The 16,326-nt window shown below is 67.2% G+C and carries 16 protein-coding genes; 9 read left to right on the forward strand and 7 right to left on the reverse strand.

Going from position 1 to position 16,326, the window contains the following annotated elements; all coding sequences use genetic code 11:
* Window positions 1–106: 106 nt before the first annotated feature.
* Complete coding sequence (gene dnaA / locus A5790_RS01755) at window positions 107–1,591, reverse strand: chromosomal replication initiator protein DnaA (protein WP_066840980.1); 1,485 nt, start codon at window positions 1,589–1,591, stop codon at window positions 107–109.
* A gap of 552 nt (window positions 1,592–2,143) precedes the next feature.
* Here dnaA and rpmH point away from each other — a divergent pair.
* The 9 genes from rpmH (at window position 2,144) to A5790_RS01795 (ending at window position 8,704) form a co-directional block, all read left to right on the forward strand.
* Complete coding sequence (gene rpmH / locus A5790_RS01760) at window positions 2,144–2,287, forward strand: 50S ribosomal protein L34 (RefSeq protein WP_064346175.1); 144 nt, start codon at window positions 2,144–2,146, stop codon at window positions 2,285–2,287.
* A gap of 33 nt (window positions 2,288–2,320) precedes the next feature.
* On the forward strand, window positions 2,321–2,680 hold the full coding sequence (rnpA, locus tag A5790_RS01765) for a ribonuclease P protein component (protein WP_066840982.1): 360 nt from the start codon (window positions 2,321–2,323) through the stop codon (window positions 2,678–2,680).
* Window positions 2,677–3,045 carry a membrane protein insertion efficiency factor YidD gene (gene yidD, locus A5790_RS25280; RefSeq protein WP_082961534.1) on the forward strand — a complete coding sequence of 123 codons (369 nt, stop codon included), beginning with the start codon at window positions 2,677–2,679 and terminating at the stop codon, window positions 3,043–3,045. The genes rnpA and yidD overlap by 4 nt, the downstream gene beginning before the upstream one ends.
* Window positions 3,046–3,088: 43 nt before the next feature.
* On the forward strand, window positions 3,089–4,159 hold the full coding sequence (gene yidC / locus A5790_RS01770; protein ID WP_231987572.1) for a membrane protein insertase YidC: 1,071 nt from the start codon (window positions 3,089–3,091) through the stop codon (window positions 4,157–4,159).
* Window positions 4,160–4,193: 34 nt separating this feature from the next.
* Complete coding sequence (locus A5790_RS01775) at window positions 4,194–4,739, forward strand: R3H domain-containing nucleic acid-binding protein (RefSeq protein ID WP_066840984.1); 546 nt, start codon at window positions 4,194–4,196, stop codon at window positions 4,737–4,739.
* Window positions 4,740–4,798: 59 nt separating this feature from the next.
* On the forward strand, window positions 4,799–5,488 hold the full coding sequence (gene rsmG, locus A5790_RS01780) for a 16S rRNA (guanine(527)-N(7))-methyltransferase RsmG (protein WP_066840986.1): 690 nt from the start codon (window positions 4,799–4,801) through the stop codon (window positions 5,486–5,488).
* On the forward strand, window positions 5,485–6,555 hold the full coding sequence (locus tag A5790_RS01785) for a ParA family protein (RefSeq protein ID WP_369829755.1): 1,071 nt from the start codon (window positions 5,485–5,487) through the stop codon (window positions 6,553–6,555). Before rsmG ends, A5790_RS01785 begins: the two co-directional genes overlap by 4 nt.
* Before the next feature lie 58 nt (window positions 6,556–6,613).
* Entirely contained in the window at window positions 6,614–7,597 is a 984-nt protein-coding gene (locus A5790_RS01790) for a ParB/RepB/Spo0J family partition protein (protein ID WP_066840988.1), read from the forward strand.
* A 207-nt stretch (window positions 7,598–7,804) separates the two neighbouring features.
* Entirely contained in the window at window positions 7,805–8,704 is a 900-nt protein-coding gene (locus A5790_RS01795; protein ID WP_066840990.1) for an acetyltransferase, read from the forward strand.
* Here A5790_RS01795 and A5790_RS01800 read toward each other — a convergent pair.
* The 6 genes from A5790_RS01800 to murJ all read right to left on the reverse strand — a co-directional run.
* Window positions 8,599–9,795 (reverse strand): N-acetylmuramoyl-L-alanine amidase, encoded by a 1,197-nt coding sequence (locus A5790_RS01800; protein WP_066840992.1) that lies wholly within the window; start codon window positions 9,793–9,795, stop codon window positions 8,599–8,601. The genes A5790_RS01795 and A5790_RS01800 overlap by 106 nt on opposite strands.
* 143 nt (window positions 9,796–9,938) lie before the next feature.
* Window positions 9,939–10,274, reverse strand: coding sequence for a thioredoxin (gene trxA / locus A5790_RS01805; RefSeq protein WP_064394700.1), 336 nt, complete (start codon window positions 10,272–10,274; stop codon window positions 9,939–9,941).
* Between the two features lie 13 nt (window positions 10,275–10,287).
* On the reverse strand, window positions 10,288–11,259 hold the full coding sequence (gene trxB, locus A5790_RS01810) for a thioredoxin-disulfide reductase (RefSeq protein WP_066840994.1): 972 nt from the start codon (window positions 11,257–11,259) through the stop codon (window positions 10,288–10,290).
* A gap of 90 nt (window positions 11,260–11,349) precedes the next feature.
* Window positions 11,350–11,967 carry a hypothetical protein gene (locus A5790_RS01815; RefSeq protein WP_066840995.1) on the reverse strand — a complete coding sequence of 206 codons (618 nt, stop codon included), beginning with the start codon at window positions 11,965–11,967 and terminating at the stop codon, window positions 11,350–11,352.
* A 57-nt stretch (window positions 11,968–12,024) separates the two neighbouring features.
* Complete coding sequence (gene sigM / locus A5790_RS01820) at window positions 12,025–12,597, reverse strand: RNA polymerase sigma factor SigM (RefSeq protein ID WP_066840997.1); 573 nt, start codon at window positions 12,595–12,597, stop codon at window positions 12,025–12,027.
* Between the two features lie 87 nt (window positions 12,598–12,684).
* Window positions 12,685–16,326 (reverse strand): murein biosynthesis integral membrane protein MurJ (murJ, locus tag A5790_RS01825; protein WP_231987570.1); only part of this gene is annotated, 3,642 nt, incomplete at its 5' end.

Raw genomic sequence — 16,326 nt, forward strand, 5'->3', positions numbered from 1 at the left:
GACTGGTGATGCCGGCGGTACAGAAGATTTTTGGCGAAATTTCTGTTGGGACGGCCGTATCCGGACGCGAATGAGCGCGACAGGAGGGGAGTGGGGGCGAAGTGAGTCAGCGCTTGGAGCGTTGACGGATGCGCGTCGTGAGTTCTTTGACGTGATCGAAGACCTCACGCCGCTCGGCCATCTCGCCGCGAATCTTCTTCTCCGCGTACATCACGGTGGTGTGGTCACGGCCGAACGCCTGTCCGATCTTCGGCAGGGACAGGTCGGTCAGCTCGCGGCACAGATACATGGCGATCTGTCGCGATTGTGCGAGCGCGCGGGTCTTACCGGGGCCGCGTAACTCCTCGACCGTCGTCTCGAAGTACTCGGCGGTGGCGGCCATGATCGCCGCGGTGCTGATCTGCATGGTGCTGGCATCGGAGATCAGATCGCGGAGCACGATCTCGGCCAGCGACTTGTCGATCGCGGTCTTGTTCAACGATGCGAACGCGGTGACCCGGATCAGGGCGCCTTCGAGTTCGCGGATGTTGCGCTCGATGCTGCTGGCGATGAGCTCGAGGACGTCGTCGGGCACATCGAGACGATCCATCTGGGCCTTCTTGCGCAGGATTGCGATGCGCGTCTCCAGCTCCGGGGGTTGGACGTCGGTGATCAGTCCCCACTCGAAGCGGGTGCGCAGCCGGTCCTCGAGGGTGGCCAACTGCTTGGGGGGCCGGTCCGAGGAGATCACGATCTGCTTGTTGGCGTTGTGCAGCGTGTTGAAGGTATGGAAGAACTCCTCCTGGATACCTTCCTTGCCCTCGATGAACTGGATGTCGTCGACCAACAACACGTCGATGTCGCGGTAGCTGCGCTTGAACGAAGCCTTCCGGTCGTCGCGCAGCGAGTTGATGAAGTCGTTGGTGAATTCCTCGGTCGACACGTACTTGACGCGCATCCCGGGGAACAGCCGCTGGGCGTAGTTGCCCGCCGCGTGCAGCAGGTGGGTCTTGCCCAGCCCGGACTCACCCCAGATGAACAACGGGTTGTACGCACGCGCGGGTGCCTCGGCGATCGCGAGCGTAGCCGCGTGAGCAAACCGATTCGAGGCGCCGATGACGAACGTGTCGAAGGTGTAGCGCCGGTTGAGGTTGACCGCCGTCGGGTCGTCAGTGAGCGTGTTCGGTGGCCGGCTGGTGAAGTAGGTCGGCCAACTTTCCTCGGCGCTGGCCCTGGCTTCGAGATCCTCGTCGACTTCGTCGGGTTCACCGACGGCCGAGAGTCCGCTGAGCGGACCATCGGTGTCGTCGGGCCCGGGGTCGGCAATGCGCACACCGAGTTCGACGCGCTGTCCGAGCTGGCGGCTCAGCGCGGTGATGATCGGCTCCCGCAGATGGCGTTCGATCTCGTTCTGCACAAACGGGGTGGGGACCGACAGCAGGGCAAAGCCCTCGGTGATCACAAGGGGTTTGACCAGCTTCAACCAGGCTCTTTGCTGAGGAGTGAGGCCCGGGCCCGCCATATCGCCACCCGCACCTGCGGGGCTGCCGTTGAGTTCGGCGACCACCGTGTTCCACACGGCCACGAACGGGGGGTCGGGGTCAGCTGTCAACGACGACTACCCCCTTGCGGCCGGCCCAGAGACGACCAAAGGAACGATGACGATCTGTCCACAAAGTTATCCACAGGCTGTGGAGACTGGACAGTCGTCGTCGTTCTGTTTTCTACCGGCGGGGAGGCCGCGGGTCGGGCCACATCACAGATGTGAGGCATCCTGTGGGCTCACGACTGGTCGGGCATCCTCGCTTCGTTGTCCGTCGCCGTTTCGTTATCGAACGGCACTGGCAGAAGCTAACAGTTTTCTTCGCGGGTGCCAACCGTTCTGCAACATTGCATGGACGGATATTTTTCGCTGTTGGTCGGCGGTGACGCGTGTTGCAAATGTGGCTGTCCACACTGACATTCGGCCAGGTTTGACCCAGCGAAAACTCCTCAGTACCCTCGAACAGTCGCCCGTACGAGGTGATACGGCTGCGACCCGGGCATCGACCGGGGACCGCGCCGGCTAGCAAGATGGACGAGCTTACCAACGGCAACTGCGTCCAAACCGATTCGTACGTCGTCGGTGGGGGCTGCGGGTGCCAGACGCAACAAGGAGACAGCCGTGGCCAAGGGCAAGCGGACCTTCCAGCCGAACAACCGGCGCCGGGCGCGCGTGCATGGCTTCCGGCTGCGGATGCGCACCCGGGCAGGCCGTGCGATCGTCACGAACCGCCGGAGCAAGGGTCGGCGCAAGCTGACTGCGTGACTCCCACGTGACTTCGAGCGGGAGTTGACGCTGGTGCTTCCGGCGCGGTACCGCATGACCCGGTCAGCGGAGTTCGGGAACACGGTCAGCCGAGGGGTGCGCGCAGTGCAGCCCGATCTCGTCGTGCACGCCCTGCGGTCCGACGAGCCCTCAGAGCCCGGACCGCGGATCGGGCTGGTCGTCTCGAAAGCCGTCGGCACCGCGGTGCAACGCCATCGCGTCGCCCGGCGGCTGCGCCACGTTGCGCGATCCCTCGTCGATGAGCTGGACCCCGCCGATCGTGTAGTGATCCGCGCACTGCCCAGCAGCCGGCATGCGATATCGGCGCGGCTCGAACAAGAACTGCGGACCGCCCTTCGCCGAGTCAAACCCAAGTCCGAGGCCGCCCGGTGAGGTCGGCGGGGGCGCGGACGGCGCGCGCCGTCATCTTCGTGATTCAGCTGTACCGGCACACCATCTCGCCGTTGCGGCTGCCGACGTGTCGATTCACCCCGACCTGTAGCCAGTACGCCGTCGACGCATTGACCGAGTACGGGCTGGTGGGCGGAGGTTGGCTCGCGACGGTACGGCTGTTGAAATGCGGGCCGTGGCATAGGGGAGGATGGGACCCGATCCCAGAGCGCCCGGCCGCCGGCGGACACGGCGACCAAGACGGTGCGAGCGCTCCCGCGGACGAGTCGCCAGAGGATCGGAACACCACTGCCGACGTCAGTGGCGGCCATCCAGCATTGCGAGCAGGAAGCGAGACGCGTGTTTAACTGGTTCAGCCTCGACATCATCTACTACCCGGTGTCGGCGATCATGTGGGTTTGGTACAAGCTGTTCGCCTTCCTGCTGGGTCCATCGAACTTCTTCGCTTGGGCGCTTTCGGTGATGTTCCTGGTGTTCACCCTGCGCGCGATCCTCTACAAGCCGTTCGTGAAGCAGATCCGGACGACGCGCCAAATGCAGGAGCTGCAGCCGCAGATCAAGGCACTGCAGAAGAAGTACGGCAAGGACCGTCAACGCATGGCGCTGGAGATGCAGAAGCTGCAGAAGGAACACGGGTTCAATCCGATCCTCGGCTGCCTGCCGATGCTCGCTCAGATCCCCGTGTTCATCGGCCTGTTCCACGTGCTGCGGTCGTTCAACCGCACTGGCGGCTACGGGATCGGAGCCCAGCACCTGGACCCGGCGGTGAACCGGTCGCTGCCCAACTACGTGTTCAGCGCCACCGACGTGGGGCACTTCCTGGACGCTCATCTGTTCGGCGCGCCGATCGGTGCGTGGATGATCCAGACGACCGGCCTGGACGCGTTCAAGGAATTCAACCGAGCATCCGTGATCGCCGTTGGTGTGCCGATCATGATAATGGCCGGCGTGGCGACGTACTTCAACAGCCGGGCCTCGGTGGCGCGGCAGAGCCCCGAAGCGGCAGCCAATCCGCAGACGGCGTTGATGAACAAGCTGGCGCTGTACGTGTTCCCGTTCGGCGTCGTCGCCGGCGGGCCGTTCCTGCCGCTGGCCATCATCATGTACTGGCTCGCGAACAACATCTGGACCTTCGGTCAGCAGCACTATGTGTTCGGCAAGATCGAGAAGGAAGAAGAGGCGAAGAAGCTCGAGGCGCAGGAGCGGCAGGCGAAGAACGCACCACCGCCGGGAGCCAAGCCGAAACGCACCCGTAAGAGTCAGGCGGGGAACGCTTCCGAGGTTTCCGAGCCGGGGTCGAGCGACGAGTCCGAAAGCAGCGAGGCGGCGTCGGAGAACGGCACGGCGGGCAAGAAGCCGGCGGGCAGTAGCCCGGGCAAGGCAGCGAGCGGCAAGGCAGCGAGCGGTGCAGCGAACCGCACGCCGCGACCCGGCGCGCGGCCCAAGAAACGTAAACGGTGACCGGACGATCCCGGTGGAATGAGGAGAGAAGGACATGACTGACGCCGAGACGACCGAGCGCGACGAACTCGTCGATGAGGACTCCAATGCCTCCGCGCCGGTAGCCGAGGACGATCTGGAGGAGAAGCTGGTCGCCGAGGGTGAGATCGCGGGCGACTATCTCGAGGAGTTGTTGGACCTGCTCGACTTCGACGGTGACATCGATCTCGACGTCGAGGGGGACCGCGCGGTCGTGAGCATCGACGGCGGCGACGACCTGAACAAGTTGGTGGGTCGCAAGGGTGAAGTGCTCGACGCCTTGCAGGAACTGACGCGCCTGGCCGTGCACCAGAAGACGGGGGAGCGCAGCCGGCTGATGCTCGACATCGCGCGCTGGCGGCGCCGGCGTCGCGATGAGTTGGCCGCACTCGGCGACAAGGTGGCGCGCCGCGTGCTCGAGACCGGCGAACGCGAAGAGCTGGCCCCGATGACGCCGTTCGAGCGCAAGATCGTGCACGATGCGGTCGCGGCCATCGACGGCGTCCACAGCGAGAGCGAGGGCGTCGAGCCGTCGCGGCGTGTAGTCGTCCTCGCCGACTGACCCAGAGTTACAACTGTGTAGTTCATTGGCGTCGTCGGTCCGACGCGACGATCCGGAGGATGTTTCACGTGAAACATGGGGAGGTGTCGGCGCCGCCGGACGCGGCAGCCTCCTTGTTCGGGGAGCGCCTCGACCGGATCCAGCGGTACGCCGCGACCCTTGCGGGTGCGGGCGTCGAACGCGGGCTGATCGGTCCGCGGGAAGTCGAGCGAATTTGGGAGCGCCACATCCTCAACAGTGTGGCGCTGTCCGAACTCGTCGAGCCGGATCAGAGAGTCGCCGACATTGGTAGTGGCGCGGGTCTTCCCGGGATACCGTTGGCGTTGGCCCGACCCGACCTACACGTGACGCTCATCGAACCACTCCTGCGCCGCAGCGAGTTCCTGCGCGAGATGGTCGACGAACTCGGGGTCGACGCGACGGTCGTTCGTGGACGGGCCGAAGAGCCGGGGGTGAGGAAGCAGTTGGGGGAGACGGACGTAGTGGTGTCCAGGGCGGTGGCCTCCCTGGACAGGCTGACTCGATGGAGCATGCCGCTCCTTCGCGTCGACGGCCACATGCTCGCCCTCAAGGGTGAGCGTGCCGAAGAGGAGATCCGCGACCATCGGCGTGTGATGGCGTCGCTCGGCGCGGCCGATGTAAGGGTGATGAGGTGTGGCGCGAACTACTTGGATCCACCCGCGACCGTCGTCGTGGCACGGCGGGAGAAGGCGGTAACGCACCGGCCAACGGGCAGGAGACGAGGATGATGGCGTCACAGAATGGGGTGCCGGCACCTTCGGCACCCGCAGGCCCGGCCGCGAATGTTTCACGTGAAACCGGCGACGTCGCAGTCGGCCTTGCAACGGGAACGGCCGATGTTTCACGTGAAACCTCGCCCGGCACCGCTCCCAAAGAGCAGTGGCCGGAGAAGGCGGCACAGGACCGCTGGGAGGATCCCGCCGGTCTCGATACGCCGATCGGCGCCGAGGCCGAGCGCGCGGTGCGGTTGCTACACGCCGCATCGAAGGGCAGTCTTCCGCGGCCCGACCGGCAGCGCGTGTTCACGATCGCCAATCAGAAGGGCGGGGTCGGCAAGACGACCACGGCCGTCAACATCGCGGCGGCGCTCGCTCTGCAGGGACTGCAGACGCTCGTCATCGACCTCGACCCGCAGGGCAACGCGAGCACGGCATTGGGCATCGAGCACCGGCCGGGCACGCCGTCGTCGTACGAGGTGTTGATCGGAGAGATCCCGCTGCGCGACGCCCTGCAGCGCAGCCCCCACAACGAGCGGCTCTATTGTGTGCCCGCGACCATCGACCTGGCCGGCGCCGAGATCGAGTTGGTGAGCATGGTGGCCCGCGAAGGCCGCCTGCGCACGGCGCTGGCGTCGCTCACGGAGTTCAACTTCGACTACGTGTTCATCGACTGCCCGCCGTCGCTCGGCCTGCTGACCATCAACGCGTTCGTCGCAGCGCCCGAGGTGCTGATCCCGATCCAGTGCGAGTACTACGCACTGGAAGGTGTCGGCCAGCTGATGCGGACCATCGAAATGGTCAAGGCACACCTCAATCCGCAACTCGACGTGACCACGGTGATCCTCACGATGTACGACGGCCGAACCAAACTCGCCGACCAGGTGGCCTCCGATGTGCGCGCCCACTTCGGCGAGAAGGTTCTGCGCACTGTCATCCCGCGCAGCGTCAAAGTGTCCGAGGCGCCCGGTTACGGAATGACGATCCTCGGCTACGACCCGGGCTCGCGCGGTGCGATGAGCTATCTGGATGCCAGCCGCGAGATCGCCGATCGCGGCCAGAATCGAAACAACCGATGAGCGTGTGCGGAGAAAGGCAGAACGTACTGATGAGCGCTTACGCGAAGAGGAGCAGACGATGAGCCAACCCACACGCAAGCGCAGCGGTCTCGGCCGCGGCCTGGCTTCGCTCATCCCCACCGGCCCAGCCGACGGCGACCAGTCCGGACTCGGCCCGCGGATGGGGGACGCCGCCGCCGATGTCGTGATCGGCGGGCCGTCCAACGGCGTGGTGAATGAGGTCGGCGCGGTGTACCGCGAGATCGATCCGGCATCGATCGAGCCGAACCCGCGGCAGCCGCGACAGGTCTTCGACGAGGAGGCGCTGGCCGAGCTCGTCCACTCGATCCGCGAGTTCGGTCTCATGCAGCCGATCGTCGTGCGCCCGCTTCCGCAGCCCGAACCGGGAGGCGCCCGCTTCCAACTCGTGATGGGGGAGCGGCGCTGGCGCGCCGCCCAAGAGGCCGGCCTCGCCACCATCCCGGCGATCGTCCGCGAGACCACCGACGACAGCATGCTGCGCGACGCGTTGTTGGAGAACATCCACCGCGCGCAACTGAACCCGTTGGAGGAGGCGGCCGCCTATCAGCAGCTGCTCGACGAGTTCGAGGTCACCCACGATGAACTGGCGTCGCGAATCGGGCGCTCGCGTCCGGTGATCACGAACATGATCCGGTTGTTGCGCTTGCCCATCGCCGTACAGCGCCGGGTCGCCGCGGGGGTGCTCTCCGCCGGACATGCGCGCGCTCTCCTGTCGCTGGAAGGCGGACCGGAGAAGCAGGAGGAGCTCGCCGCGCGGATCGTCGCCGAGGGGCTGTCCGTGCGAGCGACCGAGGAAGCCGTCACGCTGGCCAACAGTGCGGGCCCGGCGGCGCCGGCGGCGCCGAAGCGCAAGCCGATCAACATGCCGGGCCTCCAGGACGTTGCCGAGCGGCTGTCGACGGCGTTCGATACCCGCGTCACGGTCAGCCTCGGCAAACGCAAGGGCAAGATCGTGGTCGAATTCGGATCGGTCGACGATTTGCAGCGCATAGTCGAACTGATGAGCGCATCCGAACGGTGACCTACCACACCGGGTAATTACGTCACTGTGACACAACCCGCGTCTCATCGGCGTGACCGCCGCCCTTCGAAGGAAACCACCTGTGACACAAAGCGTTTCGCCGCTCCTAGAGAGAGGTACCCGAATCGGAGCGTCGAGGTGTCTCCGCCCTTCTATTCTGGAGGGGCAGCTGTGTACCTCTGCACCGCGTAGGACTCGGGGACTCTAGTGTCGGCACGCATCACGCCTCTACGGCTCGAAGCGTTCGAGCAGTTGCCCAAGCATGCCCGCCGCTGCGTGTATTGGGAGGTCGATCCCTCGACTCTGGGGCGGGATGCGACCGGCGCCGCGGTTCCCGGCGTCGACGATCACCTGTCGGATCCCGAATTCGAGAAAGAGGCATGGCTGTCGATGGTCATGCTCGAATGGGGATCGTGCGGTCAGGTCGCGGTGCAGTGCGCCGAGGGCGAGACCGACGACGGACCCGTCCCGCTGAGCGGAGACGAGGCGTGCCTGGGATACGCGTTCTACGCCCCACCCGGTGCCGTCCCCCGTGCACACCGGTTCCCGACAGCGCCCGTCAGCGCCGACGCCGTCCTACTCACGTCGCTGGGTATCGAATCCGGTGAGGACGCCGAGGGATTGTCGCGGGCGCTGATCTCGGCGGTGGTGGGTGATCTGGTTCGGCGCGGTGCCCGTGCGCTCGAAGCGTTCGCGCACACCACCGAAGTCCGCGAGCTCGCCGAACCGGGAGCGGTGACGCCGACGCTGCGCCCGGTCGTGGAAGTCCTCGGCGACTGCTCGGTCGAACAGTGCGTGCTCGACGCTGATCTACTTCTCGACGCGGGCTTCGTCGTTGTCGCCCAGCACCGGTACTTCCCGCGGCTGCGTCTGGAGTTGGAGCAGGGGTTGGGCTGGAAGGCCGATGTCGAAGCGGCGTTGGAGCGGCTGTTCGAGTTCGCGCAGATTCGCCAGCCGGTCGGGGCGGGTGCGAGTTCGGTGTCTTTGACCGCGATCAGCGGTCAGGACGGGCTGACGCGTCCGGCCTGGTCGACCGAGAGCTCGTGGGCGAGCAGCTCGGCGAACGTGAAAGTGCCTGTGGGACGGTCGTTTTTACCGAGCAGGTAGAGCCGCTTTACAGCGGCGAGCATGCCCTCGGCAATGGCATCGCGGGCCTGTGAGGACACCAGCATGGCCCGGTCGTGCGGGTTGGTGATGTAGCCGACGTCGACCTGCACCGTGGGCATCCGGGTCAGACGCAACAGGTCCCACGTCCGCCCATGTGTGCGGCAATCGCGTAATCCGGTGCGGGCCACCACTTCTCGTTGGATGAAGTCGGCGAGATTGCGGCCGATGGTGGACACCGAGCCGTGTGAGTTCCCGAAGTGGAACGATGCGACACCGTTGGCCCCGGGGCTGGGCTGGGTGGCGCAGCGCAGGCTGATCATCAGGTCGGCGCCGACGGCGTTCGCGGTCGCGGCGCGTTCGGCGTCCGAGGGGGCACGGTTGGCCGGGCGCGACAGGAACGTCTCCATACCGATCGCGGTCATCCGGCCCTCGAGCCGACTCGCCAGATCCCACAGGATGTCTGACTCGCTGATCGGCCCGCTCGGGCCCTGCATGATCTGACCGTGGTCGTCGCCGCCCCGGCCGGGGTCGATGATGATGCGTTTACCCGAGAGCCGGGGACCGGAGCGGCGGACCAGTTCCTCCTCGCGGATCGCATGCGGAGAGCCGCCGGTGACGCGTGATCCCAGAAAGTACAAGGAGCGCAGCGTCTCCGGGCCGCAGATCCCGTCGGGGTACAGGCCGTACTCGCGCTGATACGACATCAACGCGTTGTGCGTGCTAAGACCGAAATGTCCGTCGACGAGGCCGGTGTAGAAGCCGAGGTCTTGGAGTCGGGCCTGCAGTGTGGCGACGTCGTCGCCGAACATCGGGGCGCCGAACTGATGGCTCAGCGTGCGTGCGCCGAGCCGGTACGACGCCTCCTTGAGCGCGCGGTACGTCGCTTCGCCGACGATCCCGTCGACCAGCAGACCGCGATGCTGCTGGAAGGCGCGCACGGCATGGTCGAGTTCGGCGTCGAACAAGTCCAGCGCGATATGCCTGCCGGTGGTGATCTCCTCGTCGGAGTTGTCGAGCATGCCCAGCGCCGTCAATGCAGCCCTGATCTCGGTGACCGCGGACCCGCGGTCACCGCGACGCAGACTGGACATATGCGGCCTTTCAGTCACGGTTGTCAGCTGCGCGAGGGCGCCGACCAAGTTGACGGGCTAGGCACGATTGTCGCAGACACTTCGCCGATTCAAGAAAACGCCAGGCGGGTGTCCGTGCCCCGGATTGCCGCACCGGACGGCGGCTAGAGCACGTCAGAAAGCTCGCGCAGCAGCGCAGCCTTGCCTTTTGCGCCGACGATCCGCTTCACGGGGGAGCCGTCTTTGAACACGATGAGCGTCGGGATCGACACCACCTGGAAATCGCGGGCCGTGACGGGGTTGGCGTCGACGTCGAGCTTGGCGACGGTCAGCGCGCCCGCCTTTTCGGTGGCGATCTCCTCGAGCACCGGGGCGATCATCTTGCAGGGACCGCACCAGGTCGCCCAGAAGTCCACCAGCACCGGTGTGCTGCTGGACAACACGTCCTGGGAGAACGAGTCGTCGGTCACCGCTACCGTGGATCCGGTGCTCTCGGTCATCGGGGTACTCCTATCAGACGGGTGTTTCGATGGTTTCATCGCTTGGGCCAGAACCGATTTCGGCGAGCCAACGTTCGGCGTCGATGGACGCCGAACAGCCGGTGCCCGCAGCGGTGATGGCCTGTCGGTAAGTGCGGTCGACGAGATCGCCTGCGGCGAAGACACCTTCGATCGAGGTGCTGGTCGACCCCTGCTGCGTCAGGACGTAACCGTCCTCGTCGAGGTCGACCTGGCCGCGGATCAGATCCGAACGCGGGTCGTGGCCGATCGCGACGAACACACCGGTGACGGCCAGCTTCGACTCCTCGCCGGTCACCTTGTTGCGCAACCGGACTCCGCTGACCTTCGGGCTGCCTTCGATCTCGAGGACGTCGGTGTTGGTCAGGAACGTGATCTTCTCGTTCGCGCGGGCACGATCCAGCATGATCCGCGAGGCGCGGAACTCGTCGCGGCGGTGCACCAGGGTGACGCTGCGGGCGAACTTAGTGAGGAAGATCGCCTCTTCCATCGCCGAGTCGCCGCCGCCGACGACGAGGATGTCCTCTTCGCGGAAGAAGAACCCGTCACAGGTCGCGCATGTGCTCACGCCCATGCCCATCAGGGCCTCCTCGCCCGGCACGCCGAGGTGCCGCGCCGCAGCGCCCATCGCGAGGATCACCGCCCGCGCCCGGTAGGTGTCGTCGCCGACCGTGACGGTCTTGACCGGACCTTCGAGCGAGACAGCGTCGACGTCCTCCATGCGCAGGTCCGCGCCGAAGCGCAACGCCTGTTCGCGCATCTCGTCCATCAATTCGGGACCGGTGATGCCGTTTCGGAAGCCGGGATAGTTCTCCACCTCGGTGGTGGTCATCAACGCACCGCCGAACTGGACGCCTTCGAACACCAGCGGCTTTAACTGCGCACGCGCTGCGTAGATCGCTGCGGTGTAGCCGGCCGGACCGGATCCGATGATGATCAGATCGTGAACCGTGGATGTGGTGGTCATGAGCGCCTTTCTGCCACTTTCGCGGCACCGGTATAACACCAGCGTAGGCGGTGGTGTTCCCGGAGTTTCCGAACAACCTCGGGGGACAGACTACGGTCGTGCGACCACGGTTTCGGCCAGCAGCCCACCGTGAGCCGCATGGCACGCAGCGTCGACGGCCACCGCGAGGATGTCGGCGCCCGGACCCGCGGGCAGAAGCAGCACGACAGCCGGGCGCCCAGTCAGCTGAACCGGAAGCGCCCCGAGGACGGGCGTGGTCGCCGGGTGCCCCAGTCCCTCGAGGCAGGCGGCGCGGCGGCGCGGATCGGACAGCGGCCCGTAGTCGGGCGGCGCCGACAGTAGGCCGGCGAGCTGGGGACCGGTCAGCGGGAAGGCCGACGGCCGGCGCGGCACGGTGATCCGCTCGGCGGTGGGCCCGGGCTGGGAGAACCGCGGTGCGGGATCGCGCACCAGCGTCGACGTGCCGATGATGACCCCGGCGGTCACGGCGGCCAGGCCGGCGACCAGCCCGAGAACGTGCATTCGGCGCAGCCGGGGCCGTTCGACGGCGTGGTGAGGGTCGTCGGCGGCCCGTAACGCGGCACCGATGCGTGCGGTGACGCCCGCGGGCACGTCCGGCGCGGAGTCCTCGTTGTGCGCCAACTCGGCCAGGCCGCGGCGCACCCGCTCAACCGCCGGACCCGAGTCGTCGTCCGTTCCGGTCTGCATCGCTAGCCAGTCTCCACCACGACACGTAAGACGCGGCGCATGTGCCCGCGGTTCCGCTCAGTCGGTGTGAGCGGCGGTTTCCGCGTCGAAGTACTCGAGTGCCTCGGCCAGCTTGGCCCGAGCGCGGGAGCATCGGCTCTTGACGGTGCCTTCGGGCACACCGAGCATGCGGGCGGTCTCGGCGACCGAGTAGCCCTGCATGTCGACGGCCACCACCGCGGCGCGCTGTTCGACGGGCAACCGCATCAGTGCCCGCTCGACGACGATCGCGGTGTCCACGCGCGAGGCCGGGTCACCGATGTGGCCCTGGTCGTCGGACAGCGTTTCGGCGACGCGGGTTTTGTTGCGCCGCAACCGATCCAGACACGAGTTCACCACGATGCGGTACAGCCAGCTGCTCACCGCCGCGTCGTAGCGGAAGGCGGGCGCCCGCCGGTGCGCCTTGAGCATCGCGTCCTGCAGCGCGTCGGCGGCGTCGTCGGGATTGCGGCTGGTGATGCGCGCGATCCGGTACAACTGCCGGTGGTGGCGGTAGAACAACTCTTCGAACGCGTAGCGGTCACCGGCGACGTGCGCGGCGAGCAACTCCGCGTCGCTGCGTTCTCCCGCCGGCCCCCCGATGCTCCCCACAGCCGAACACTAAACGGCTACGCGGGTGTCTCCCGACACATCTTTGGCGGGCTGGGGATGAATCCGGTCAGGACGCCGACCGTCCGGTCACGACGCCGACCTGACCGTGACCTCGGCGATGTCCGACCGGCTCTCGCCGTTGACCTGGCCGAGCGTCGACACCCAGACCAGCAGGTTGGAGGTGGGCGAGGCATTTTCGACCTTGATGGTGTTGGAGCCCGGTTTGAGCTGGGTGGCCGGGGTCAGCACGGTGGTGTCGGCAAGCGAGGACGGTGTCGGGGACTGCGCGGAGCGGATCTCGACCGCCGTGCCGGTGCTGTTGAGGTCGATGTCGACCTCGCCGACCGTGGTCGACTGTGGCAGCTGCAGCATCAGCCCGACGCCGTTCTTGAAGTTCGGGAATGGCACCGGGTCGGTGTAGGTGTCGATCGGCCACACCGTGGACTTGTCGCCGTCGATCGCCTTCGGCGCATCGGACGGTGCATCGGCCTCACCCTCGGGTGAAAAGACCGACACCGCAGTCGGTTTGACGACATTGCCGCTGCCGGTGCTGCCTTCGACCGACTCTGTGGTGGTCGGGTCGTTGAGCCCGAGCCGGTCGCCGCCCAGGCCGTCGCCGACGTCGCCGAAGATCCGGCTCAGCACTGTGGCCAGCACCACGAGCGCGACCACGACGATGGCGCCGCCGACGCCAAGCCCGATCATCAGGGCCTTGCGACGCCGCGCCTCGGTTTCCGGGTCGGTACCGCCGGCAGCGCCCGGGGCCACCGAGCGGTCGGCTTCATCGACCGGGGAGATCAGCTCGGTGCGATCGGCGATCGCCGTCGCCTGCTGGAGCAGATTCAGCAAGGTCGGCGCGCTGCGGATGCCGCCGCCTTCCTGTACGGCCCGCGCCGCCGCGGCCGAGATCTGGAACGGGATCTGGCGATCGACTGCGCGCGGTTCGATCGGTTGTCCGGCCGAGTCGAGGTCGGCGGGGGCCAGGCCGCTGCGCACACCGTGTTCGGGCAGTGGCCACCGGTTGATCAGCAGCGCGTACAGCGCCGCCCCGATCCCGCGGATGTCGTCCTCGGGTGTCGCGTCGGGCAGCGTCGCCGGGAAGGCCAGCGCGACGTCGCCCTCGATGCTGACCCGGACCCGCCCCGGGTGATCGAGCGAGAGCGCGACTCCCGCCCGGTGCGCGGCCTCGGCGGCCGCCGCCAGCGACTGCATCGCCCTGGCACCGCCGATCGGGGACGGCGATGTGTCGGCGACCTCCGTCAACGAGCCGCCCCGGATCCACTCCGATACGACCAGCCCACCGGATCCGGTGTTGACCACGTCGAGCACCCTCGCGATGCCGGGCATGTCGATGCTGCTCAGCTTGCGGGTGCGCGTCAGAATGTCGCGCAGCGTCTCGTCGGACAGGGTGTTGTCCGGGTCGACGAAGGTAAGCGCCACCTGGCGGTTCAACGCAGTGTCGAGTGCCTGCCAGAACTGCAGCGTGGGCGGGCCGCCGTGGAACACCAGCAGGCGGTAGCGACCGCCACCGACCATTGCGCCCGGGATGAGGTGGACGTCCTCGTCGGAGGTGGCGGCCTCGATGGCGGGTTCGCGCGGCGGGTCGAACGCGAGGGGCTCGCGGGTGGGATCACCGCCGTAGTCCGAGGGCGGCCGGCCCGATACCGGTAGCCGGGCCGTGCCGTTCTCGGCGGCGAACTCGGTGGTCTGACCGGGATCGGGCACGTCGGGGCGCAGGTCGTCGGCGACGACGTCGGACTGACCGGTCGGAATCTTGCTGGTCGCGGAATCGGGTGTGGGCGCGGAGCCGCCTGCGGGTTCGTCGCTCACCGCTGGTCCTTTCCGCGTCCGGTCCCCGGGAACGGGGTCAGGTGGTCCGCGTCGGACTGTCGGCGGGCTGTGCCGACGTCCCGGTGCGGACGAATTCCTCTGTTCAGGGTACGGGAGAGGGGTGCGCGTCCGTGGCCGGTCGGCGGCCCCGACAGCTACCCCGCCGGCCCCGGTGCCGGGCCGGGCACCAGCGCCGAGTCGGCGCCGGACCGCGTTCACGGCCGCCTGGGCATCCGGTACGCGCGCACCGAGGAGGACCCCGACGATGACCGGCACCATCACCACGCCGAGCACGACCAGTCGCAGCAGGGAGCCGGCACCGCCCCAGTTCCGCGTCAGCGACTCCAGGCCGAACAGCTTGTCGGCGACCTGGCCGGCCATCGCGGCGAGCAGCGAGGCGGCGATCGTGACCAGCACGGAGCGCACGACTTGCAGGTTGAGGAGCCGGCCGCCCGGTGGGTCGAGATTGGCGCGCAGCAGGAAGTAACCGACCACCGCGCCCGCGACGAAGCCCAGCCCGTTGGCAGTTCCGAGGTAGCCGGCGACCAGGTCGGGGTCGTCGGTGAGGTAGGGCGCTATCAGCGAGGCGATGATCTTGACGGTCGTGATCACGACGATCAGCAGGATCGGCGTCCACGGTTGTTGTCGCGCGTAGAACACCCGGAGTTGAAGCAGCACAAGCGCATACGGGACAAGCGTGAACGCCGACAGCGTGATCGCCATACCGAGGTAGTTGGCGTCGACCTCACCGAAATTGCCGTAGGCGAACAGCGCGCTGCCGATCGCGGGTCCGCCGACCGTCATCAGCGCGACGATGGGGATGAGCGTCACCATCGTCAGCCGGGTGGCCAGCGAGAGGTCGGCGAGCACCGCCCGCTGGTCGTTGGAGGCGGCGTTGCGGCTCAACCGCGGCATCACGACGGTCAGTACCGTCACCCCGATCATGCCGAATGGCAACTGCAGCACCAGCCACGTGTAGTTGTAGATCGCGGGCCCGGAAGCCGCGGCGCCGCTGGCGATTCGGTTACCGACGATCAACCCCACCTGGCTGATCAACACGTACAGCACCATCGCCGAGGCCATCGCGCCGAACTGCTTCATCCGCTCGTCGATGCCCCACAGCGGGCGAAGGCTGATGCGTTCGCGGCGGATCGCGGCTAACAGGACCAGGACCTGCGTCACCGTTCCGAGCGTCATGCCGATGCCGAGCACGAGGAGCTTGGCGTTGCCCATCCGCACCGGATCCACCGAGAGTTCGCCGGGGACAATGAGATACACGCCCAGCGTCACGATCGCGACGATGTTGTTGCATACCGGCGCCCAGGCAGGTGGCCCGAACACGTTGCGGGTGTTCAGGATTGCCATGAACACCGACGACAACCCGTAGAACAGCACCTGCGGTAGCAGCAGGTAGGCGAACGCGGTGGTGAGGTCGCGGTTGACTTCGGGATCGCTGCCGAGCATGAGGTCGACGAGCATCGGGGCCGAGGCCACCGATAGCGCGGTGATGATCAACAGCAGCGTCGTCGTCAGCGTGACCAGGCGCCGGATGAACGTCGTGCCGTTGTCGGGATCGTCGCGCTCGGCGCGCGCCAGCACCGGCACGAAGATCGCGGTGAAGGTCGCCTCGAGCACGAGCGCCGCGATCAGGTTAGGCAGCTGGTAGGCCACAGAGAACGCGCTGGTGAGTGCGGCGCCGAGGATCGTCGCGAGCAGCACGATGCGGGCGAACCCGGTGAGCCGGCTGACCAGTGTCGCGACCGCCATGCCCCACGAACGCGACACCACCGCCGCGTCAGAGAGTTCTTCGCGACCGGCGCGACGGCGGGGGGCGGGACCGCGGCTGAGCCGGGGCGGCCCGTCGCGGCGTGGTCTGCTCGGGGGCGGGGGAGGGAGTCG

The organism is Mycobacterium sp. 852002-51152_SCH6134967, from assembly GCF_001667105.1.
Lineage (GTDB): Bacteria > Actinomycetota > Actinomycetes > Mycobacteriales > Mycobacteriaceae > Mycobacterium > Mycobacterium neumannii_A.

Bases quoted from the DNA above. Each gene is read 5' to 3' on its own strand.
- trxB (WP_066840994.1), bottom strand. From the start codon at position 11,259: ATGACCACCACATCCACGGTTCACGATCTGATCATCATCGGATCCGGT.
- A5790_RS01790 (WP_066840988.1), top strand. From the start codon at position 6,614: ATGAGCCAACCCACACGCAAGCGCAGCGGTCTCGGCCGCGGCCTGGCT.
- A5790_RS01800 (WP_066840992.1), bottom strand. From the start codon at position 9,795: ATGTCCAGTCTGCGTCGCGGTGACCGCGGGTCCGCGGTCACCGAGATC.
- A5790_RS01775 (WP_066840984.1), top strand. From the start codon at position 4,194: ATGACTGACGCCGAGACGACCGAGCGCGACGAACTCGTCGATGAGGAC.
- trxA (WP_064394700.1), bottom strand. From the start codon at position 10,274: ATGACCGAGAGCACCGGATCCACGGTAGCGGTGACCGACGACTCGTTC.
- rsmG (WP_066840986.1), top strand. From the start codon at position 4,799: ATGTTTCACGTGAAACATGGGGAGGTGTCGGCGCCGCCGGACGCGGCA.
- A5790_RS01815 (WP_066840995.1), bottom strand. From the start codon at position 11,967: ATGCAGACCGGAACGGACGACGACTCGGGTCCGGCGGTTGAGCGGGTG.
- yidC (WP_231987572.1), top strand. From the start codon at position 3,089: ATGTGGGTTTGGTACAAGCTGTTCGCCTTCCTGCTGGGTCCATCGAAC.
- A5790_RS01785 (WP_369829755.1), top strand. From the start codon at position 5,485: ATGATGGCGTCACAGAATGGGGTGCCGGCACCTTCGGCACCCGCAGGC.